The organism is Pseudomonas sp. 10C3, assembly GCF_036346185.1.
GTDB lineage: Bacteria > Pseudomonadota > Gammaproteobacteria > Pseudomonadales > Pseudomonadaceae > Aquipseudomonas.
This window is the reverse complement of sequence record NZ_JASJVE010000015.1, coordinates 48619-65117: the sequence shown is the minus strand read 5'-3', so window position 1 is coordinate 65117 and position 16499 is coordinate 48619. Positions and strand designations below refer to the sequence as shown.

At 54.7% G+C, this 16499-nt stretch carries 15 protein-coding genes and 1 pseudogene; 14 read left to right on the top strand and 2 right to left on the bottom strand.

Annotated elements, in window-relative coordinates:
• Window positions 1-10: 10 nt before the first annotated feature.
• The 13 genes from QN399_RS15975 to QN399_RS15915 all read left to right on the top strand — a co-directional run bounded on the left by QN399_RS15975 (window position 11) and on the right by QN399_RS15915 (window position 14261).
• Window positions 11-958: a hypothetical protein gene (locus QN399_RS15975; RefSeq protein WP_330201207.1), complete on the top strand. Its 948-nt coding sequence runs from the start codon at window positions 11-13 to the stop codon at window positions 956-958.
• Window positions 958-3090: a hypothetical protein gene (locus QN399_RS15970; protein WP_330201206.1), complete on the top strand. Its 2133-nt coding sequence runs from the start codon at window positions 958-960 to the stop codon at window positions 3088-3090. Before QN399_RS15975 ends, QN399_RS15970 begins: the two co-directional genes overlap by 1 nt.
• Window positions 3087-4070 (top strand): hypothetical protein, encoded by a 984-nt coding sequence (locus QN399_RS15965; protein ID WP_330201205.1) that lies wholly within the window; start codon window positions 3087-3089, stop codon window positions 4068-4070. The genes QN399_RS15970 and QN399_RS15965 overlap by 4 nt, the downstream gene beginning before the upstream one ends.
• Before the next feature lie 76 nt (window positions 4071-4146).
• Complete coding sequence (locus tag QN399_RS15960; protein ID WP_330201204.1) at window positions 4147-5418, top strand: hypothetical protein; 1272 nt, start codon at window positions 4147-4149, stop codon at window positions 5416-5418.
• A gap of 749 nt (window positions 5419-6167) precedes the next feature.
• The gene (locus QN399_RS15955; protein WP_330201203.1) at window positions 6168-9632 is read left to right on the top strand and encodes a lytic transglycosylase; all 3465 of its coding nucleotides are present in this window, start codon (window positions 6168-6170) and stop codon (window positions 9630-9632) included.
• A gap of 88 nt (window positions 9633-9720) precedes the next feature.
• Window positions 9721-10311, top strand: coding sequence for a hypothetical protein (locus QN399_RS15950; RefSeq protein WP_330201202.1), 591 nt, complete (start codon window positions 9721-9723; stop codon window positions 10309-10311).
• A gap of 102 nt (window positions 10312-10413) precedes the next feature.
• Window positions 10414-11028 (top strand): hypothetical protein, encoded by a 615-nt coding sequence (locus tag QN399_RS15945; protein ID WP_330201201.1) that lies wholly within the window; start codon window positions 10414-10416, stop codon window positions 11026-11028.
• Complete coding sequence (locus tag QN399_RS15940) at window positions 11025-11612, top strand: hypothetical protein (protein WP_330201200.1); 588 nt, start codon at window positions 11025-11027, stop codon at window positions 11610-11612. The genes QN399_RS15945 and QN399_RS15940 overlap by 4 nt, the downstream gene beginning before the upstream one ends.
• Window positions 11613-11618: 6 nt before the next feature.
• Window positions 11619-12134, top strand: a complete 516-nt coding sequence (locus tag QN399_RS15935; RefSeq protein WP_330201199.1) for a hypothetical protein — start codon at window positions 11619-11621, stop codon at window positions 12132-12134.
• A gap of 201 nt (window positions 12135-12335) precedes the next feature.
• Complete coding sequence (locus QN399_RS15930) at window positions 12336-13166, top strand: hypothetical protein (RefSeq protein WP_330201198.1); 831 nt, start codon at window positions 12336-12338, stop codon at window positions 13164-13166.
• Entirely contained in the window at window positions 13166-13495 is a 330-nt protein-coding gene (locus QN399_RS15925) for a hypothetical protein (RefSeq protein ID WP_330201197.1), read from the top strand. The genes QN399_RS15930 and QN399_RS15925 overlap by 1 nt, the downstream gene beginning before the upstream one ends.
• On the top strand, window positions 13492-13878 hold the full coding sequence (locus QN399_RS15920; protein WP_330201196.1) for a DUF4376 domain-containing protein: 387 nt from the start codon (window positions 13492-13494) through the stop codon (window positions 13876-13878). Before QN399_RS15925 ends, QN399_RS15920 begins: the two co-directional genes overlap by 4 nt.
• Window positions 13875-14261 carry a DUF1353 domain-containing protein gene (locus QN399_RS15915; protein ID WP_330201195.1) on the top strand — a complete coding sequence of 129 codons (387 nt, stop codon included), beginning with the start codon at window positions 13875-13877 and terminating at the stop codon, window positions 14259-14261. Before QN399_RS15920 ends, QN399_RS15915 begins: the two co-directional genes overlap by 4 nt.
• A 660-nt stretch (window positions 14262-14921) precedes the next feature.
• Here the strand turns inward: QN399_RS15915 and QN399_RS15910 are convergent.
• A pseudogene (locus QN399_RS15910) lies at window positions 14922-15202 on the bottom strand (transcriptional regulator).
• A gap of 94 nt (window positions 15203-15296) precedes the next feature.
• Between QN399_RS15910 and QN399_RS15905 the strand changes: the two are divergent.
• Entirely contained in the window at window positions 15297-15536 is a 240-nt protein-coding gene (locus QN399_RS15905) for a DNA-binding protein (protein ID WP_330201194.1), read from the top strand.
• 80 nt (window positions 15537-15616) lie between these two features.
• On the opposite strand, the gene QN399_RS15900 is transcribed toward QN399_RS15905, so the two are convergent.
• Window positions 15617-15940, bottom strand: coding sequence for a hypothetical protein (locus tag QN399_RS15900; protein ID WP_330201193.1), 324 nt, complete (start codon window positions 15938-15940; stop codon window positions 15617-15619).
• Window positions 15941-16499: the final 559 nt, after the last annotated feature.

Genomic DNA, 16499 nt, shown 5'->3' with positions numbered 1-16499 from the left:
GGAGAGCGACATGGCTTCTGAATACAGCAGTACAACGAATCAGCTCTTTTCGCTGGCGAGCTCAGCGCTCGGCCAAGTCGGGAATACTGCGGCGAATATCGGGGGTGGCGCCCGGCCAACACTTGGAAATACCACGCTAAGTTACAAGCCTGGATCGATGTCGCTTGGCGAAGTACCAAAATTCTCCGATCTTTTTAATGGGGTTGATAAGAGTGGCGAGCTCATCACTCAGCTAGACAGCCAGATAGATGCATGGATTGCCAAATACTTTCCATCTATCAATGGACAATTTAAAAGTCTGCCTGAAGATTGGTGTGCCAACGTAATCAGTGGGGTAAAGCCCTATGGGACCGATTCAACAATCTTCGATTTGATATGGCAGCAGTCTCGTGATCGCGCATACCGTGCAACCCGCAGCGAGCAACGCAATCTCGAAGCTAATCTGTCTTCACGAGGATTCACCCTGCCTATTGGTGCGTTGGTCGACACCATCAGCCAGTCCGAGCAGAGGGCCACAAGCGCGATCCTGGACGTTAATCGTGAACAGGCGATAAAGGACGCAGATATCAAAGTAGAACTGCTCAAGCAGGCCGTGAGCATGGCTGCAACGCTGAAGATGGGAATACTCAATACCAGCGCCGAGTATTTCCGCTCGTATTACAGCGTCCACAATCTAAATAATGAGACGGCAAAAATTCGTGGCGATGCGTACCGATCTTTCTACGGCGCGCTGTCCAGCTACTACAACGTTGAGGTTTCGTTTGAGGAGCTTCGCTTACGGGCAGCTACGTCGACAGCAGACGTAAGCCTGTCGTCTGACCGCAACAAGATCAGCCTTTACGGAAGTGATGGTAGCTCGAGCGCCTGGGCCCAGGCATCGAGAGGGTTTGCCGATATTGCAAGCCACTCAGCAAGCGCTGCTGGAACACTATCTACCCAGATACAGAGCGTCTCTTGATGGATGAGAATGAGGGGCGCCCTAATCAGCCGATTATCTCCCAGGTGGCTACTCGCACCGGAGCTGTAAACATCAGGATGGCGCAAGACCTTGCTCGTAGTGCCGGAAGATCAAAGGTGCAGATTAATACCAGAATACTAAATGGATACATAATTCGAGGAATTAAGCGGGGGAAGATTTCGCTCGCGCAAGTAGTAGATCCACCGTCGTTCGCTCTGCTGGCTGGGCGCTCCAATGTCGGGCCAGTGCAAGGCATAAGCCTGGGCATGGCTGTTGGCAACCGGGATGAAGTTTATCCGCCTGGGACCATAGCGACGTATGAGGGGAAAGAGTCAGTAGGCGATACCTCAATCAGCCGAACTGTATGGGTTGGCCTAAAGCCGGCTGGCGGCGCTCTTGCTCGGCAAGTTATAAATCGTAGTCAAATACAGATCAGTTCGGGCCTGATGTCAGACGGTCAGCTATCTGCCGGGATCGCTGTAGACTGGAACAATCACCAAAACCTTGATGATCTGACAAAATTCACCGATGCGAGTCCGGTAACGCTATCGGGTGCGATCCGCACCCAGTACTTATCGGCGCTCCCTATTAGCGTTGTTGATGGGACAATTATTTCTGGGCAGGCCCCAGCAAGTTACTTTGCCCACAACTCGTTCACGATCTCTGAGTCGCAGCTTCCCGCGGGCTGGCAGTTCTTCCCGCGCCGGCTGCGGCCTTGGCAGGACTACACGGATACTGTTGATGAGCTGCAGGTGGTGCGGTACGACGAACCGAGTAATTTCGGGTTCGTGGCGGCTCCCTCTGGACCGCCGGGCACTAGCGGGGTAGATAAATTCTGCCTGACTGCCGGATGCGATAATCAACCAAAGACCCTGTTCAGGGAGAGTTCGGATGGGGTTCCTGTATATGCGCGCTATGGACAGAAGGGACTTATGGTAGCGTTGGGATCGCTAGATAGGGCCGCATTTTCCGGTAAAGATGTCGCTGCTACACTTGACTCTCTGAGGGTGTTTACGCCCGATGACCTGCCAGCTGCAGTACGTCCATTTCCCGAGATACGCTTGCCAGCAAATGACTTTGGTCGACCAGACATAAAGAACCTGGGTTACTTCTACTTCCCTCTGCCACTACGCACTACCAATGGGTTCATTACCTTCTCTCTTTACTACGCGGTACAGCAGGTAAATTCAGTGCAGAGCTACGGTATCTACGGGATTGTAGCCGTACTCGACAGCGGTAATCTTATAAGTGTCAACTCGGACTGGTACAACACGGGAATTTCCGGGACTCCTACTCCCGCTATACCCGAGTCTTCCCCGGACTTCTTTGTATATCCTCATATCGTTGGCGGCGTCTCAGTAGGCGGGATGGATAGCTCTGGAAACCCTACTCATACCGCTCAGTGTTTAGTGTGGGAGTATCTGGCGGGGCGGTTTGGCGACGATCCCCCACATGGTGTTCGCTGGGTAATTTATAGTACACAATCCGGCGCTCCAACCAGAATAGTACTTACGGGGGATGACTGCGGTCCGCTCTTTGGGCAGATGATGGCTAGTCCGCCATGGCTGAGTCATGGTATCCCAAGCGGGTATACAGCAAGTCCATGGAACTGGTTTTATCCTGGCGATGTTGGTCGCGCAGATACGGAGCATCAGTTGTCGGCGGTGTATGACTGCGGTGGGGGTCGGCTCGTTACTGCAGCTATCGCTTACCCTTGGCCCGATGCAGAAATATTCGGGAGCGTAGATACTAATCTAGTGGTAGCGGAACACGATATCCGCTGTATGGTCATCGACCTATCTGTCACTGCTTCTGGCACCACGGGTACAGTGAAGTTGCGGGGATCTATTGCTGCGCGAACAAGCGTTACAAGCAAGTGCATTATCACAGTTGTCCAGCCCTATGTTCCGGCAGTCAATGGAAAACCAGCAGTAGAGGCTGTGCTACTAGCCTCTGTTGTGGAGCATAAGTATGGTAACTGGGGTGACGGAAAGACCTACCTATCCATGGATGGTGGTGACAACTGGCGTGAGTACATCACTGATATCGGCGGGCAATCTGGCACGTTTTGGGCAGGAAATAGCCTTTATTTGTTCGACCCGCTCAAGCCCTTTATCGAGGCGTCTCTATGAAGATCGTGCAGATACTCAATGAGTCCGGACAGATTAATGGCCACTCGAAGGCGTGGGACTCAGCCACTGGTAGCGTAGAAGAAAAGGTATGGGCCTGGCCTTACGGGACGAACCCGGGTCGAGTCGCCGAAATGCTCCGTACCTCTGGTGGGGTTATGGGGCTTACATACCACCAGATGGAATCCGATGGACGCTACTACATTGACAGCGCCTACACTGCAGTTGCTGGTGACAGCCCCGGCCCTATCACTGACCCTGCCGTAGGGTATCTGACACCGTTCGCGCAGAATAACTTCATGATTGGTGGCACCGTTATCATAGCGCTGCTGGACTGGAGGTCGCAGTACGTGGTGTACGACTTCGCTGCGGACATACCAGTGATAAAAATTGGTGCGATTGGCAGTTTCCCCGCCAGCATCAGCGGCCTTACGACAGTCAGCTACACCGACGGAGCAACCCGACTGGTTGCGATGTCCGGGGACACGGGGCTGATGTACCTATCTACACCTCTGGATGGGTCGACCCTGGACCTTGCGGCCTCATTGCCTATTGCGGTTCCACCATCTTCGCCCACTGACTACGCCGACATTTCCATACAGACGGCGTACGGGGCAACCCAGCTTGCCAATATTATTGCGGCCGGCTCTGGCACTCCAGTCTGGGGCGATGGCTGGATGGTTGGTAACGACCCGGGATATCCAGGGCTGTACGCTAGATCGCTCACCTCGCAATCAGTAGTAGCGCCTCTGCCTGGAAACTCGATACGGGTTGAGTTTGTAACTGGGGTCGATGGCGACCAGGCCGTAACTTTGATAGTAGATGCTGCGGGATCTATAACTGAGAAGTCAGTAGTTGCAGTTAGCGGGGTATCTGTTTCCGGTATCGACAAGTGGTTTGTTATGGGGCCAACAGGCGTGACGCCTCCAGCTGTTACTCCTCCTTTCTGGCGCAGTTTTGTGAAAACCTTCGAGCAGATATGAGGGACTAGCCGAAGCTTGATCGTCACGTTTAGTCACATAGCCTTGGGTACACAGCTGATCAGCGGAGTACTCAAGCATGGCCATTGGCGATATTGCCGGCGACATCCAAAATACGTACGGGCAAGGTTTGACGCCGGAACAAAGGGCCGCACGGCAGGCAGCGCTGGCGCAGGGCTCCGCACCATCATCCCTAGCCACATCTCCAATATCAGCACCGCCCGCTGGGCCGATTGGCCGAGCTCAGCAACAACTTGCCCCGAGCTCTAGCCTCAACGATCCAAGTTTTGGCTTGTCTTCCCAGGGTGATGCTCGGCAAACCTCTTTTGATGTTACCAACACGCCATCGAAGTACTTGCCGCCGGTTTCCCAGCCAGCGCCTGTTGTACAGCCTGTCGCATCACCTGCAGCGTCTCCACCACCGACTCAGGTAGCATCGCCCGCACAACAAGCGCCTGCGCCATTGTCGAGCCTGGATCAGGCTAATTTGGTCACGCCCATTCCCCAGGGGCTGCAAGTACCACCGCTGACGAACCTATCTCAGATCGGGACGACCGTCGGAACGAGCCTACTTGGCGGAGGCGCTAAAAATCAGCCGCCAGATCAGACTCTGGGCGGGGTAATTCCCACCGCAACATCGCCGACGGTTGATCCGTACGGTATCAAGTCAGTGAATGCCCAGAGCATGCTGAACGCCGCTAATCTTCTTGCTAACGTGACGCCGTCGCCGGCTGCTCCGGCCACAGGCCCGATATCTGCTGATCAATATCGTTCTACCGGTGTTGGCGGTGCTGGACGTGGCGGCCAGATCGTTGCTCGGACAGGGCCAAATGGTGAGCCACAATTTTCCAACCTACCGGCAGACCAACAGGCAGCTCAGGGTTTGGGGCAAATTAGCGTAAATCCAGCGCAGGGCGCCGGCACACCTCAACCAAACGCCAGTCTGTCGTCACTTGGCTCGGCCGGTAATCTTGGTGATGGGATCGGTACGTTCAGCCAGGCGCCGCCAGGTGATGCAGCGCTGTCGGCGGATAGGTTTGCTCGAGCAAATGAATTGCGCCAAGGCTATGCGAATCAGGATCGCTTGAGCCAGGCGCTTGGAGCTCAGTTCTCTGCAGATCACACCAATGTAGTTCATGACAGCAGCAAGCAATTGACTGACGGGCAGAGGCAGAGTGATCTGGGGTTGCAGCAAACCAGAGCCGCCGCAGATGGCAAGGTCTCGCTGTCTCAGGCGATGCTCGGATCGAGTATTCAAAACCGCGCAGGCGAACAGCAGCTCAAACAGACGTCCAGTTTGAACGATCTTCGGGCAACAGCTTCCTTACCCGGGGCTACCGCCGATCAGTAGAACAAGTATCTGGCTGCCGCAGACCCTAAAGCGTATCTCCAGGCTCAACAAAAAGCGCCGCTTAACGCTCTGGAAATTCAGGGCAAGCAGCTGGAAAACCAGCAAAAGGCCCAATCTATCGTCCAAACGACGAACTCTCAGCAGCAAGAACAGCAGGATCGGGCCAAAGGGCAGGCCGGACAGATAGCTACGATCGATCAGGCCATCACTTCCGTAGATTCGCTACTTGGCACCAAGATCGATCCTAAAAATCCGAATGGCCCTCGGCTTGATGAGGATCCAGGTCTTACCAAGTCACTTGGGCCTATCGACGGGTTGATCCCGAGCGCACCGGGCACTCAGGGCGCAGATTTCAAAGCTCGACTCGATACGTTGAAAGCACAGACGTTCCTTCCCCAAGTGGCCTTACTCAAAGGTGCCGGCGCACTCTCTGATGCCGAGGGCAAAAAGCTGTCCGACTCTGTCGGGGCGCTATCTACAAGCATGAGTGAGGGTGCTTTCCGGAAATCGCTGAGTGATATCAGGACGTCATTTGCAGCAGCCCGCGAGCGAGCAGCAACGGGGTTAGTTGCCGGCAGTGGTGGTTTCGCTGCACCTGGTGCACAACCGACAGCACCGGTCCGCGCACCGACCGGTGCTGCCGCAGCCGTCTTAGCGCCGGTACAGATATCGACTAATGCTGCGTATCTGGCGCTTCCCTCCGGCGCTCAGTACATCGATCCTCAGGGCAATCACCGGAGCAAGCCATAATGGCCGCTTGGGATAACGATCCAATCATCACGCCTGCGGCACAGGTAGCGCCTTCTGCGGCTATCGCGCCTCCAGTTATGGGCGCCGCGCCCGCAGTTCCTGCGGCAAACCCATGGGATAACGACCCGATTGTGCAGGCTGCGCCGAAACCAGTCGCACCCGCAGTGTCTGCACCGGCTCCTGTCGTTGCTCAACCGGCTCCTGTTGCCGCTCAGCAGTTGAGCCCAATTCCTTCTCCACTCAGCAGTCCACCAGCGGCTGCGCCGGTTCAGGACGCAGCACCTGCCACTCCAGAGCCTGGCTTTCTCGATAAGGTCGGCAACTTCTTTACCGGCGCTGACAGAGAGACCCGGGCAACGAACGAACTACCCGAACTACAGAACTCGGGCCTACTGGCTGGTCTGGGTATGTCTCCGGCGAAAGCTGCCGCACTCAGCGCAACGCTGGCTACCACGCTCGATCCGGAAGAGATGTCGCGGATATTGAAGGCTTCTTCGCCCGATATCGGCGTCGAGCAGGATGAAAAAGGCAACTTCATCGTTGCCAACAACAAAACCGGCGCCCAGGCAGTGGTAAATAAGCCGGGTGTCTCGGCCCTTGACGCGCTCCAGCTCGCGGCCACTGCTGGCGCTTATGCTCCTTCGGGCGGCGCGGCCTCGTTAGTCGGTAAAGGTATTCTGAAGTCTGCTGCAGCTGTGGGTGCAGCATCGGCATTGACCGAAACCGGGCTTCAAGCTGCTCAGGCTGCCGAGGGCGGTTCGTTCGATCCTGCTGACGTGGCGCTGGCGGGTGTGGGTGGTGCTGGCGGTGATCTGGTGGCGCAGGGTGTGGGCGCAATCGGCAAGGCGGCGCGTAGTGCGATCGCAGGGCGTAAAGCCGAGGGTGATGCGCTGGTGTCGGGTTACGACACGGCGGTTGCTGGGGGCGAAACCCCAGCGTCTGCGGCGGAGCGATTAGTCGGCAATGTTCCGGTTCCAACCCAGCAAACTGCAGCAGAAGCCGTCGTGAATGCGACCAATTCAAGCGGCAAGGCTCAAGATAAAAATATTGGTGCAGTACTTGAGCAAGTTTCTCCGGATCAGTCTGTTCTAGATGCTGCTCAGCGTCTTGATTTGGGGGTAGATCTGACGCCGGCCCAGTTCTCAAGCAGCCAAGCTTATCGAGAGATCGAGCAGGGACTATCGTCACTGCCTGGCAGCCCGTTAAATGCAAAGCAAAACGAATCTTATAATGCATTAGCCCAGCGGGCTGATAAGTTGATTACTGACTTTGGCGGATCTACCGACAAGGCAAGGTTTTCTGACGATTTCAGAAGTCAGGGCATTGATACGGTTAACCGGTTGGAGCAGGGCGCTACGAACCTCTATGGGCAAGTGAGCGCAGCCATCCCGAAAGATGCTCCAGCGGTGGCGGATAACGCGCTGGCTCACTTGCAAGCCAGACTCACAACCTTGAATGGAGATACCTCACTGCTCACTACACCTGAGCAGAGAGCATATAGGGCGCTCACTGCGGATCCAGATATTGGAAAGCCTTTAGTTTCGACTGTCGGCCTGAAGGTGCCAGAGCGTCATGTCGCAGCGGCGCAAGCGGTCGCGCAGGATGCCAACGGTCTTGTCACTGATCTGGGCGGCAGTTTCGACAAAGCAAGGTTTTCTGACACGTACAAGGCTCAAAATCTCGCAACTGTAGAAAGACTAGAAAAACATTCAGATGAGATCTTCCAGCAAATCAACAAGGCAATCCCTGCCACTTATAGCGCCCCAGCTACTACGACTGTTGGGTTTCTGAATAACAAGCTTGACGACTTCGGCGGACGCTCAGCGCTGATGAGCACTGCGGAGCGGCGGACTCTTTCAAACCTTTCACCCAAAGAGGGCGATCTACCAGGCGAGATCGTTGAACCTACTTATGCAGCGCTCGATGCTGTACGTCGCCAGGTCGGCGCAGGGTATAAGGGCCGCGGTATTTTTGCTCAAAGCGACACTGCCGACCTTGACGCGCTATATGGGACGTTGAGTCAGGATCAGCAACGTATCGTGGATGAGGTCAGTCCAGAACTTGGTGCCCAATTTAAGCAGGGAAAGGCACTGATAGTTGAGCGTAAGGGCATTGAAAGGGGCCTGAAGTCCACGATTGGGATCGATCTCACTGGTTCGGTGGCCAACAAGCTCAGCTCTTCACTCAAAGCGCTATCGACCGGGGATTTCCAGGCATTTGACCGAACCATTGCGAATGTCCCTGACAATTTGAAGCGGCAAGCAGTAGCTACTGCGTTGAGTGATGTATTTACGGGTGGGAAGGGCAAAGAACTCAACGTGCCAGCGCTCACGACCTGGTATGAAAATATGAGTAAAAACCCAGCTGCTAAAGCTCGGTTAACCAATTTGCTGCCCGCGCCCGCAGTGCAGCGACTGGAAAGGCTCTACGCAAATTCAAAACTTCTACAAGATACTGTCACTGGCAAAACGCCGGACAACACGCTACGGACTCCGAGCTTTATCTCGCTTGATAGCATCCGAAGACAGGCGGAATCGAAACTGAAAGCCAGTAGTTTCCCTGGCGAAGATGCTCAAGCAATTTCTGGGCTGCACTCTGCACTTTTATCTGACCAGCAGGTGGTTGCTGATGCTCATGGTGTGGGCGATTCGTTCAAATATGCCCGCGAACTAGCGGCGAAAAGAGATGTGGCGCACGGCAATCTAACTGACCTTTTGGGCAAAGAACTCCACGGCGCAGTAACGTCGACTCTCGGAACAGCTGTCGACCAGCTAAAAAAAGGCAACCTTCGAACTTTCGATACTGTTATGTCGAAAATTCCAGAAGACATGCGACAAGGCGCAGTCTTGACGGCGCTGAACGACGCGTTCACGAGCAGTAGCCACAGCGCTCAGGATCTGGCGACCAAAGGGTTCGCTGACTGGTACGGTGGGATTTCTAGGCATGCGGCGGCTAAAGAGCGGCTTTTGAAATATCTACCGGAGGAAGCCGGAAAACAGCTTGAGGACATTTATACCGTAGCAAAGGGAATGGCCAACGCCGCAGGATCGAAGATTAGAACCGGTCTTATCACTGGCTTATTGGAAGGCTACACATCGGCCAACGGCTTGCTCGCAAAAGTATGGGACGTGGGCAAACAGGTTGGGACAGCAGAGGGCGTCACTTCTTCTTTGGGATTTCCTGGTGCGGGTACGCTTGGGGTTCTATACAAGACCCTATCTACGCAGAAGACCCCCATCAAAGAGGCGGCAGGGAAGTTTCTCGCGTCGCCTCAGTTTAACGATGCTATGAAGGCTTATATTCTGGCTGGCGGCGCCATGAGAGCGAACGTACTGGCAAGGCAAAAGCAAATGGTCAGGACGTCGATTTATAAGAAGTGGGCGGCGGCGCTGGGGGATGACGCTACTGCACGAATAGCGGCAGTCGGTCCAGTTGTGTACTTGACAGAGCAGACGAAACAGTAGATTTGTAATCTCGATTGCCTTGCCATCCGGTGTCACCGTAACATTATCCGCTTGTTACCGTCGTCCCCTCAGGCGGTCGAGTTCCGTCGTGCTGAAAAAGGATTTCGTCTTGGTTTGGATTTTTGCCTCAGTGGTCTTAGTCCTTCTTGTCGTGTCAGTAGGATTTAGAGTTTTTGTATCTCGCATTGCTCTCGCGCTCATAGGATTGTGCGTCGTCTTAGGTATTGGGTATGGGTTGTATCAGGCCTACGACTACGAATTCGGCCCCAAGGTAACCATCGAAGGGGTTAAATACCGCGAAGGCTCCAGTGAAGCTGTCTATGCATACGGTCAAGAGCGGGAACATCAAGAACAAAAAATAGCAGCCGAAACTGCAGCTGAGGCTGCTGAGCAGCAGCGTAGGGCAGCTGTCGTCGAGAAAGCCCGAATCGTATCCGAGGAGTATGCTGCGCAGCGGAGAAATTCTGATACTGGCGCTTCAGAACTGGCTAGCTTTAACGCGGCCTTACTGGGAGTTTACGCAAAGTATCCTTTCCTGAACTCGGAAAACCCTAAACATAACCAGCCGGCCATTGATGCCGTACTAGCCTCTACGAATGACTGGGTTGCCAAAGGGTATACCAGGGCCAACGCAGTCATGTTTGCTGCTGATAAAATAGCACCGAAATTTCAGCAGTAGCTGTGGGTTGGGTGGGTACCTGTAGGGACAGCTCGGGAAGCTAAAAGCACTAGTCACAGTTATCCAGTCACATACGCTCGTTGGAAATCGCAGGAGATTTCCATGGGCGCCCCCGTCGTCGACATCACCATCGTCAAAGGTAAGACTTTCGAGTTTGCTTACCGCTATGCCGAAGACGAACTAGTTTATTTGCCGATTACGGCCATGACCAGCCTGGCGCCGGTACGTCTCACCATTACTGCCCACAACATCCCTGACGGCTGGCCGATTACGGTTAGCTGCGTCAAAAACCCCGAAGAACTGAACAGCGACGCGGACGGCGACGAGCCTTACTACTTCGCAAAGCTTGTCGACGCTGACACGATCGAGCTCAACACGGTAAACGCGACCTGCTGGAAGACCTATACGTCCGGCGGCTTGGCCGTGTTCCGAAAGCCTGTCGACCTCACAGGTTACAAGGCAAGGATGTGGATCAAGACCCGGGTGGGCGGCGATGTGCTGCTCAAGCTCGATTCAGACCCCGCAACCTTACCTGCAGGCACAATCCAGATCGATACCGCGCTCAGCGCCTTCATTCCTAAGTTGTCGGCGGAGGCCACTCAGCTGCTCACTTGGAGCAAAGGCGTTTACGACTTCGAAGCAATCACACCGACTGGCGAGGTCTACGCGATCGCGGCAATCAGCGCCGTGACGGTTTCGGATGAGGTCACCCAGTGAAAAGCGCTCTGGTCATCCAGCCGCGACGGGGAGAGGCGTTTATCGCCAAGAACCAGGGCGTGGTGGTGACCATGATCGTCCGCGATCAGCAACAGGCCGCGTTTATCGCGAAAGGTTTGCGGGTAGCGATATCGAAGCCGCCCGGCTATTACGTGCACGTCTCGCGCGACAACGGCGCCGCAGTAATCCTCGCCGGCCAGCGCGGCGCCCCAGGTATCGGTATTCCCGGTCCTGCCGGCGGCTCAACTGTTCAGCGCACAGCGGGTGAAACGCTAAGCGCATTGCTGGCTGTTTACGAACTCGGTGGCCAGGTGTTCATGCTGGATTACCGAGACGCTGGACACATCAACCTTCTGCTTGGAATAACCCTCACGGCGGGAGGCTCAGGCCAGCTACTCAATGTTCAGCGCAGCGGCATCATCGATGACTCGGGCTGGTCATGGACGCCTGGCCGAATCTGGCTTGGTGCCGATGGGTCGCTTACACAGATTGCCCCGGCCAATGGTTACGACCTGTTGATCGGCTCGGCGACTTCCGCAACTCGCATCACTATCAACCTTCAAGACCCAATCGAACTGGAGTAACAACGCATGGCTGGACAAGGCTTCCTCGCTCGGGTTGCTGGGCGCACAAAACAGATTTTCGGTATCCAGACCTCGGCTGGAGCCGCGGACGCAGGCAAGATCCCCGCGCTGGACGCTACGGGTAAGATCGACACCAGCATGATGCCCACTGGTATCGGCGCTAACTCGGTTTCGGTTCCTGCATCCGAAGCAATCGGCGCGGGCAAGTTCGTGAACCTGTGGAGCAACGCTGGAGTTCTGTCGATGCGCCTGGCAGACAACAGCAACGGCCGGCCGGCCCATGGTTATGTGAACACGGCGGTCGCATCGGCGGGCACTGGTACCGCGTACCGGCTCAACACTGTGAACGCTGGGCTGACTGGGCTCGTCGCCGGTGGCGACTACTGGCTTGGGTTGGCAGGCGGCGTACTCACGGCGGCGCTTGATCCGGTTGCAGACACTGGCAAGTTGGACCAGTACCTCGGCCTGGCGAAGTCGGCTACCGAGCTAGCCACCGTTGAGTACGACACGGTCACGCTGTAATGGCAGTCCGGCGCCCTCTGGTTAGGTTTGGGGGCCGTACGCGCCAACTACCAGCGGGCGACGCTCTCGCTGGAGTTCCGTGCTACCTGCCAGTGATTCAGCAGTCGTCCGCGATGCTCAAGGTCGCTGTGAACGCTACCGCTTATACCGTCGCTGCTACTCAGCAGAGCGGCACAATTCTCGCAGTATCGGTGGCAATCAATGGCTGACAAGATCCCCCTTAAACTCGTCGACAATGGCTCTGGCTCTGGCTCCATTACTGAGTTTGGTTCTGCAGATACAGTTCCGGTTGCGCAGGGAGGGACGGGGGGAAATACACAGCTTACAGCTCAGGCTGCGCTGGGTTTGGTTAAGCAGGCGTCGCCTACGGACGGTACAGCGGGCAGCTTATTGAGCGTGGGGGCATTTGGCCTAGGCGTATCCTACACCACGGGGCTACAGTTGCTGGCTAGTGCGGACTCTGTTGCGCCGACTGGTATTTACCGCTACAACTCTGCGACTGTAAGCAAGCCCGGTTTTGGCAGTGGTTTTGGAGAACTACTCAACCTTACCGCCATCAGCTCATCAGGTAACTACGGTAACCAACTGGCAGTAGACTACGCCGCCGATGAAATGGGATTCAGGCGGATAAGTGGCTCAGGGTGGCTGCCTTGGAATAGGTTGTTTCACTCCGCAAATGCTGTCGGCACCGTTGCACAAGGCGCACTCGTTGAAACTGGTACTAATGCTAACGGTACTTATACAAAGTTTATCGACGGTACAATGATTTGTACGTCAGAAGGATCTAATATAACTACAGCATCTATCGCAGCCAATGCTACAACTAGCAGCGCCATCACAATGCCGGCCGCATTTATTAATGGAGCCTTTTCGATAGCAGCGAGCGCTTACCCAACAGGATACTGGGACCATTACGGTGTGGTCGGGGAGGCCCCTAGCGGCACGACTACGGCGGTGATATTCATCCGCAACGGTGCAACAGCGGCGCAAGCATTCGCTCTAAAATTCACAGCAACAGGTAGGTGGAAATAATGCGTATTAAACTTTCGCCAACACGTCGTGATGACACGCTCTCGGTGGTCCGCACAGGAAATATCCTAACACTTAACGGTGTTACATTCGATTTCTCTCAAATGAACGATGGCGACACACTTCCTCGTTCGGCCATCCAATCGGAGTGGTTCGCGGGCGACGTAGATAACACCGGCGGTGAACTGACGTTGACGCTCCTGCTCCCGCTTCCTGTTAATTTCAGTCAGGAGCAGGCATTTCCTGTTGATCTAACTAACGTGCCAGACGGCCCCGTCATATTACCGCAGCCATTACCAATTGTTGAAGTTCAAACTGAGGTGCCCGCATGAGTGTCGACTGGAGCAAACTCAATACCTCTTTAGATAAGAGCGTGACTGCGCTAGCCGCTACCAAGGCAGATATTGCATCCCGACGCTTCACTGCGGAAACACGAGGTATCACGTTCAACGGAATGAGCGTTTATACCGACCGCACAACGCAAAGCAAGCTGACTGGTGCTGCGCTCAGGGCGACACGGGACAGCACGTATACCGTGGACTGGAAACTCACGGGGAACACATTCGTCTCTCTGACTTCAGCGCAGATTCTGGCCGTAGCTGATGCTGTCGGTGACTATGTGCAGGCGTGCTACAAAAGGGAAGCCGCACTGCTCGTTGCCTTGGGTGACGGTACCTATACGGACGCAATACTGGAAGAGGGGTGGCCAGTATGAGCAAATTCCTCACCACTCTGAAAACTGAGCAGGTCGGCAAGTTTAATCACACGCTGCTGGCCTATCTTGCGCTCACGGATGACGAGGTTGGCACCATTATCGTGCCCAGTGGGTTTCAGACAGACTTCGCCAGCATCCTCGTACTGCACAATGTTTTCCTGTTCCCGCTGTTCGCCCTCATCGCCGGTTACGGCAACTACGCGGCAACGGTGCATGACTGGCTCTACACGACGGGCAAAGTGACCAGGGAACAGGCTGATGCCGTGCTTTACCGGGCGCTGCGTGCGGAAGGTGTCGCAGCCTGGCGGGCCTGGCTGTTTTGGGCTGGTGTCCGCATCGGCGGAGCATCGAAATATGACAAATCCTCGGCGATGCCCGAGTAAATGGGTTGGCGTGCAAGGCCGCTTATGATGGGTTGCGAAGCGACCCGGCGGAATAAGTAAGCCGGGGGCCAACTCCGCGACTACGTGCTAATTTTTCGCTCCTACATTGTTGGTCGAAAAAATTAGCATGACCTCCATTTATGTAGGAAAACCGGAGTAGGCCTCGCGGCTGCTCAAGATGGGGTGGCCTGGCGCGATATGGACGGTAATGAGCTACGCTGATTTGAGGATCAATCCATGCAGAAGGAGGGGTAATGGAGCTACGCCTTATCTGGCTGACAGTACTACTAACTACTTTTTTGGGTCGTGGCTGTGACGATGGTCATTTATGCGATGGTTGAATAAGCAAAGCCCCGGAGGTTCGCGGCTCCAGGGCTTCTGTTTTCGCCTCCATCCCTTAATGGCTGGCGAACGTGGGCGAGATATTACCAGCGGCACAAGGTCGGCTCACTACTGCTATGTGGGGATTGTGTTCGGTCGGCAGGACGCCGGAGGAAGGATAGCGCTCGAGGTGAAGGTAAGGGCGCTGCTTGCTGAGCGTCGGCAGCATATCGGCTATGAAAAGAAAATAATCGCGGAGGTGAGCGCTTGTCCGTGATTAAGGCAAGGAACTGCGTTGAGTATGGCTTGGCGTTTTAGTCAGCGTCGCACGACACGCCTCTAAAAAATCGGATTAACCGGCTTGCTGTTGGCCAGCAAAAAAAGCTGCAGCTCAGCCATTGATGTCAATAGTCGCCCGAAGGCGTCCTGATCTTCTTGACGAAGGGATCTAAAATTAAACAGTATGCTCTCTTCGGTCGCGCTGAGATTGTTGAGATGAATCGGGATCGCTGTCCTGTGAGCACGAACAGTATGTCTACGCCAGCGGCGGCAACAGCGGCAAGATAATCGGCTTTAGGGAGACGGTATCCTTTCTTTTCGTAGACGGTTACCGACTCCATTCGATTGAGTGATCAATTTGCGCAACTCTACTTTTTTGAATATAAAAATTCATTTTAGTTGAACTAGTTGAGCTCATTTGGATAAATTTAAACTATGGTTACTATACGCACCGCCGCACAAGCCAAGGCTTGGCTAGAGCAGCAAGGAAAATCCGTCCAGGAATTTGCTAGAGAAAATAGCGTTGACCCAGCCACGACTTATCAAGTCCTTTCCGGTCGTAAAAAAGGACGTCGTGGAGAGGCGCATAAAATCGCGGTTTTGCTGGGCATGAAAATAGGTATCGTTGATACCGATAAGGTGTTGTGCCCAACAAAAGCAGGGAGAATTGAATAATTTTCGCAGTGAAGGCTGGCCTCGGTCAGAGGCGTTTTTCTTGGGCTAGGACATTGGGGTATGTCCTACGGGCCTACCACTCAATGAGTTTCCCATACGGAACGAAGCAGGTGCTCTGACAGCGAAATCCCAATCAACGAGTTCAGCAGTTCGTAGAATGTGCTCAGCAATTCGTTGCCATATATCGTGGCCGTATCGATATCCTGCTGCTCAAGTAAACATCTTAGCCGGGCAAGATCCTCATTGGCGCTTCCATGCGTATCGGTAAGGCATGGGTGAAACGAGGTGCAAAGATGAAAACTGCGTCTGTAAAACGCAGAAAACTCTTCCTGACCGATCATAGGGGTCAGGATTGCACTAATTGCACTAATTGCACTAATTGCACTCAGCGCTTGGATTTTCACCGGCTCGCTGCGCCATCGAGGCCGCAATCTTATGGCTCCCGTCGCGTTCCATGGAAATGTGTCACGTAGTGGTACGAGAACATTGATCGTACACCTTATCTGCTGCCCAGCAGGGTCGTTCCCAGTATTTTGATTGAGGATTGTGTTCGGTCGGCAGGGCGCCGGGGAGGAGGGGTGTTTTTGGGCCAATGGGTGCTTCTCACTGCATGCTAGAGAGGGCTGGGGGTGGTTTTGGTCCGGCAAAATAGGCCCTTGAGCATGCTTCCATCTGCCAAATTAATCGCATGGTGATGTTGGCGGTGGAGATCAGGTGCGTTTTCGAGCAGCGGTATGCAGGATCGGCATAATCCGGGTATATTTGGGCTGTCGTGGAAGGCAGGAAATGCAAGCAATTTGCCACATTTTCCCCTTCCGCAATTATTTTGCACCCCTTGCTGTGTCTGGCTTACAAGCGGCCTGAATTTGACAGTTTGCGGAACGGGAATGCCAGCAAGGCAGCGAAAACTATAGGGATGTCTTGGGACTTAAAATCCCTCGTTCGTAAGGACGTGCCGGTTCG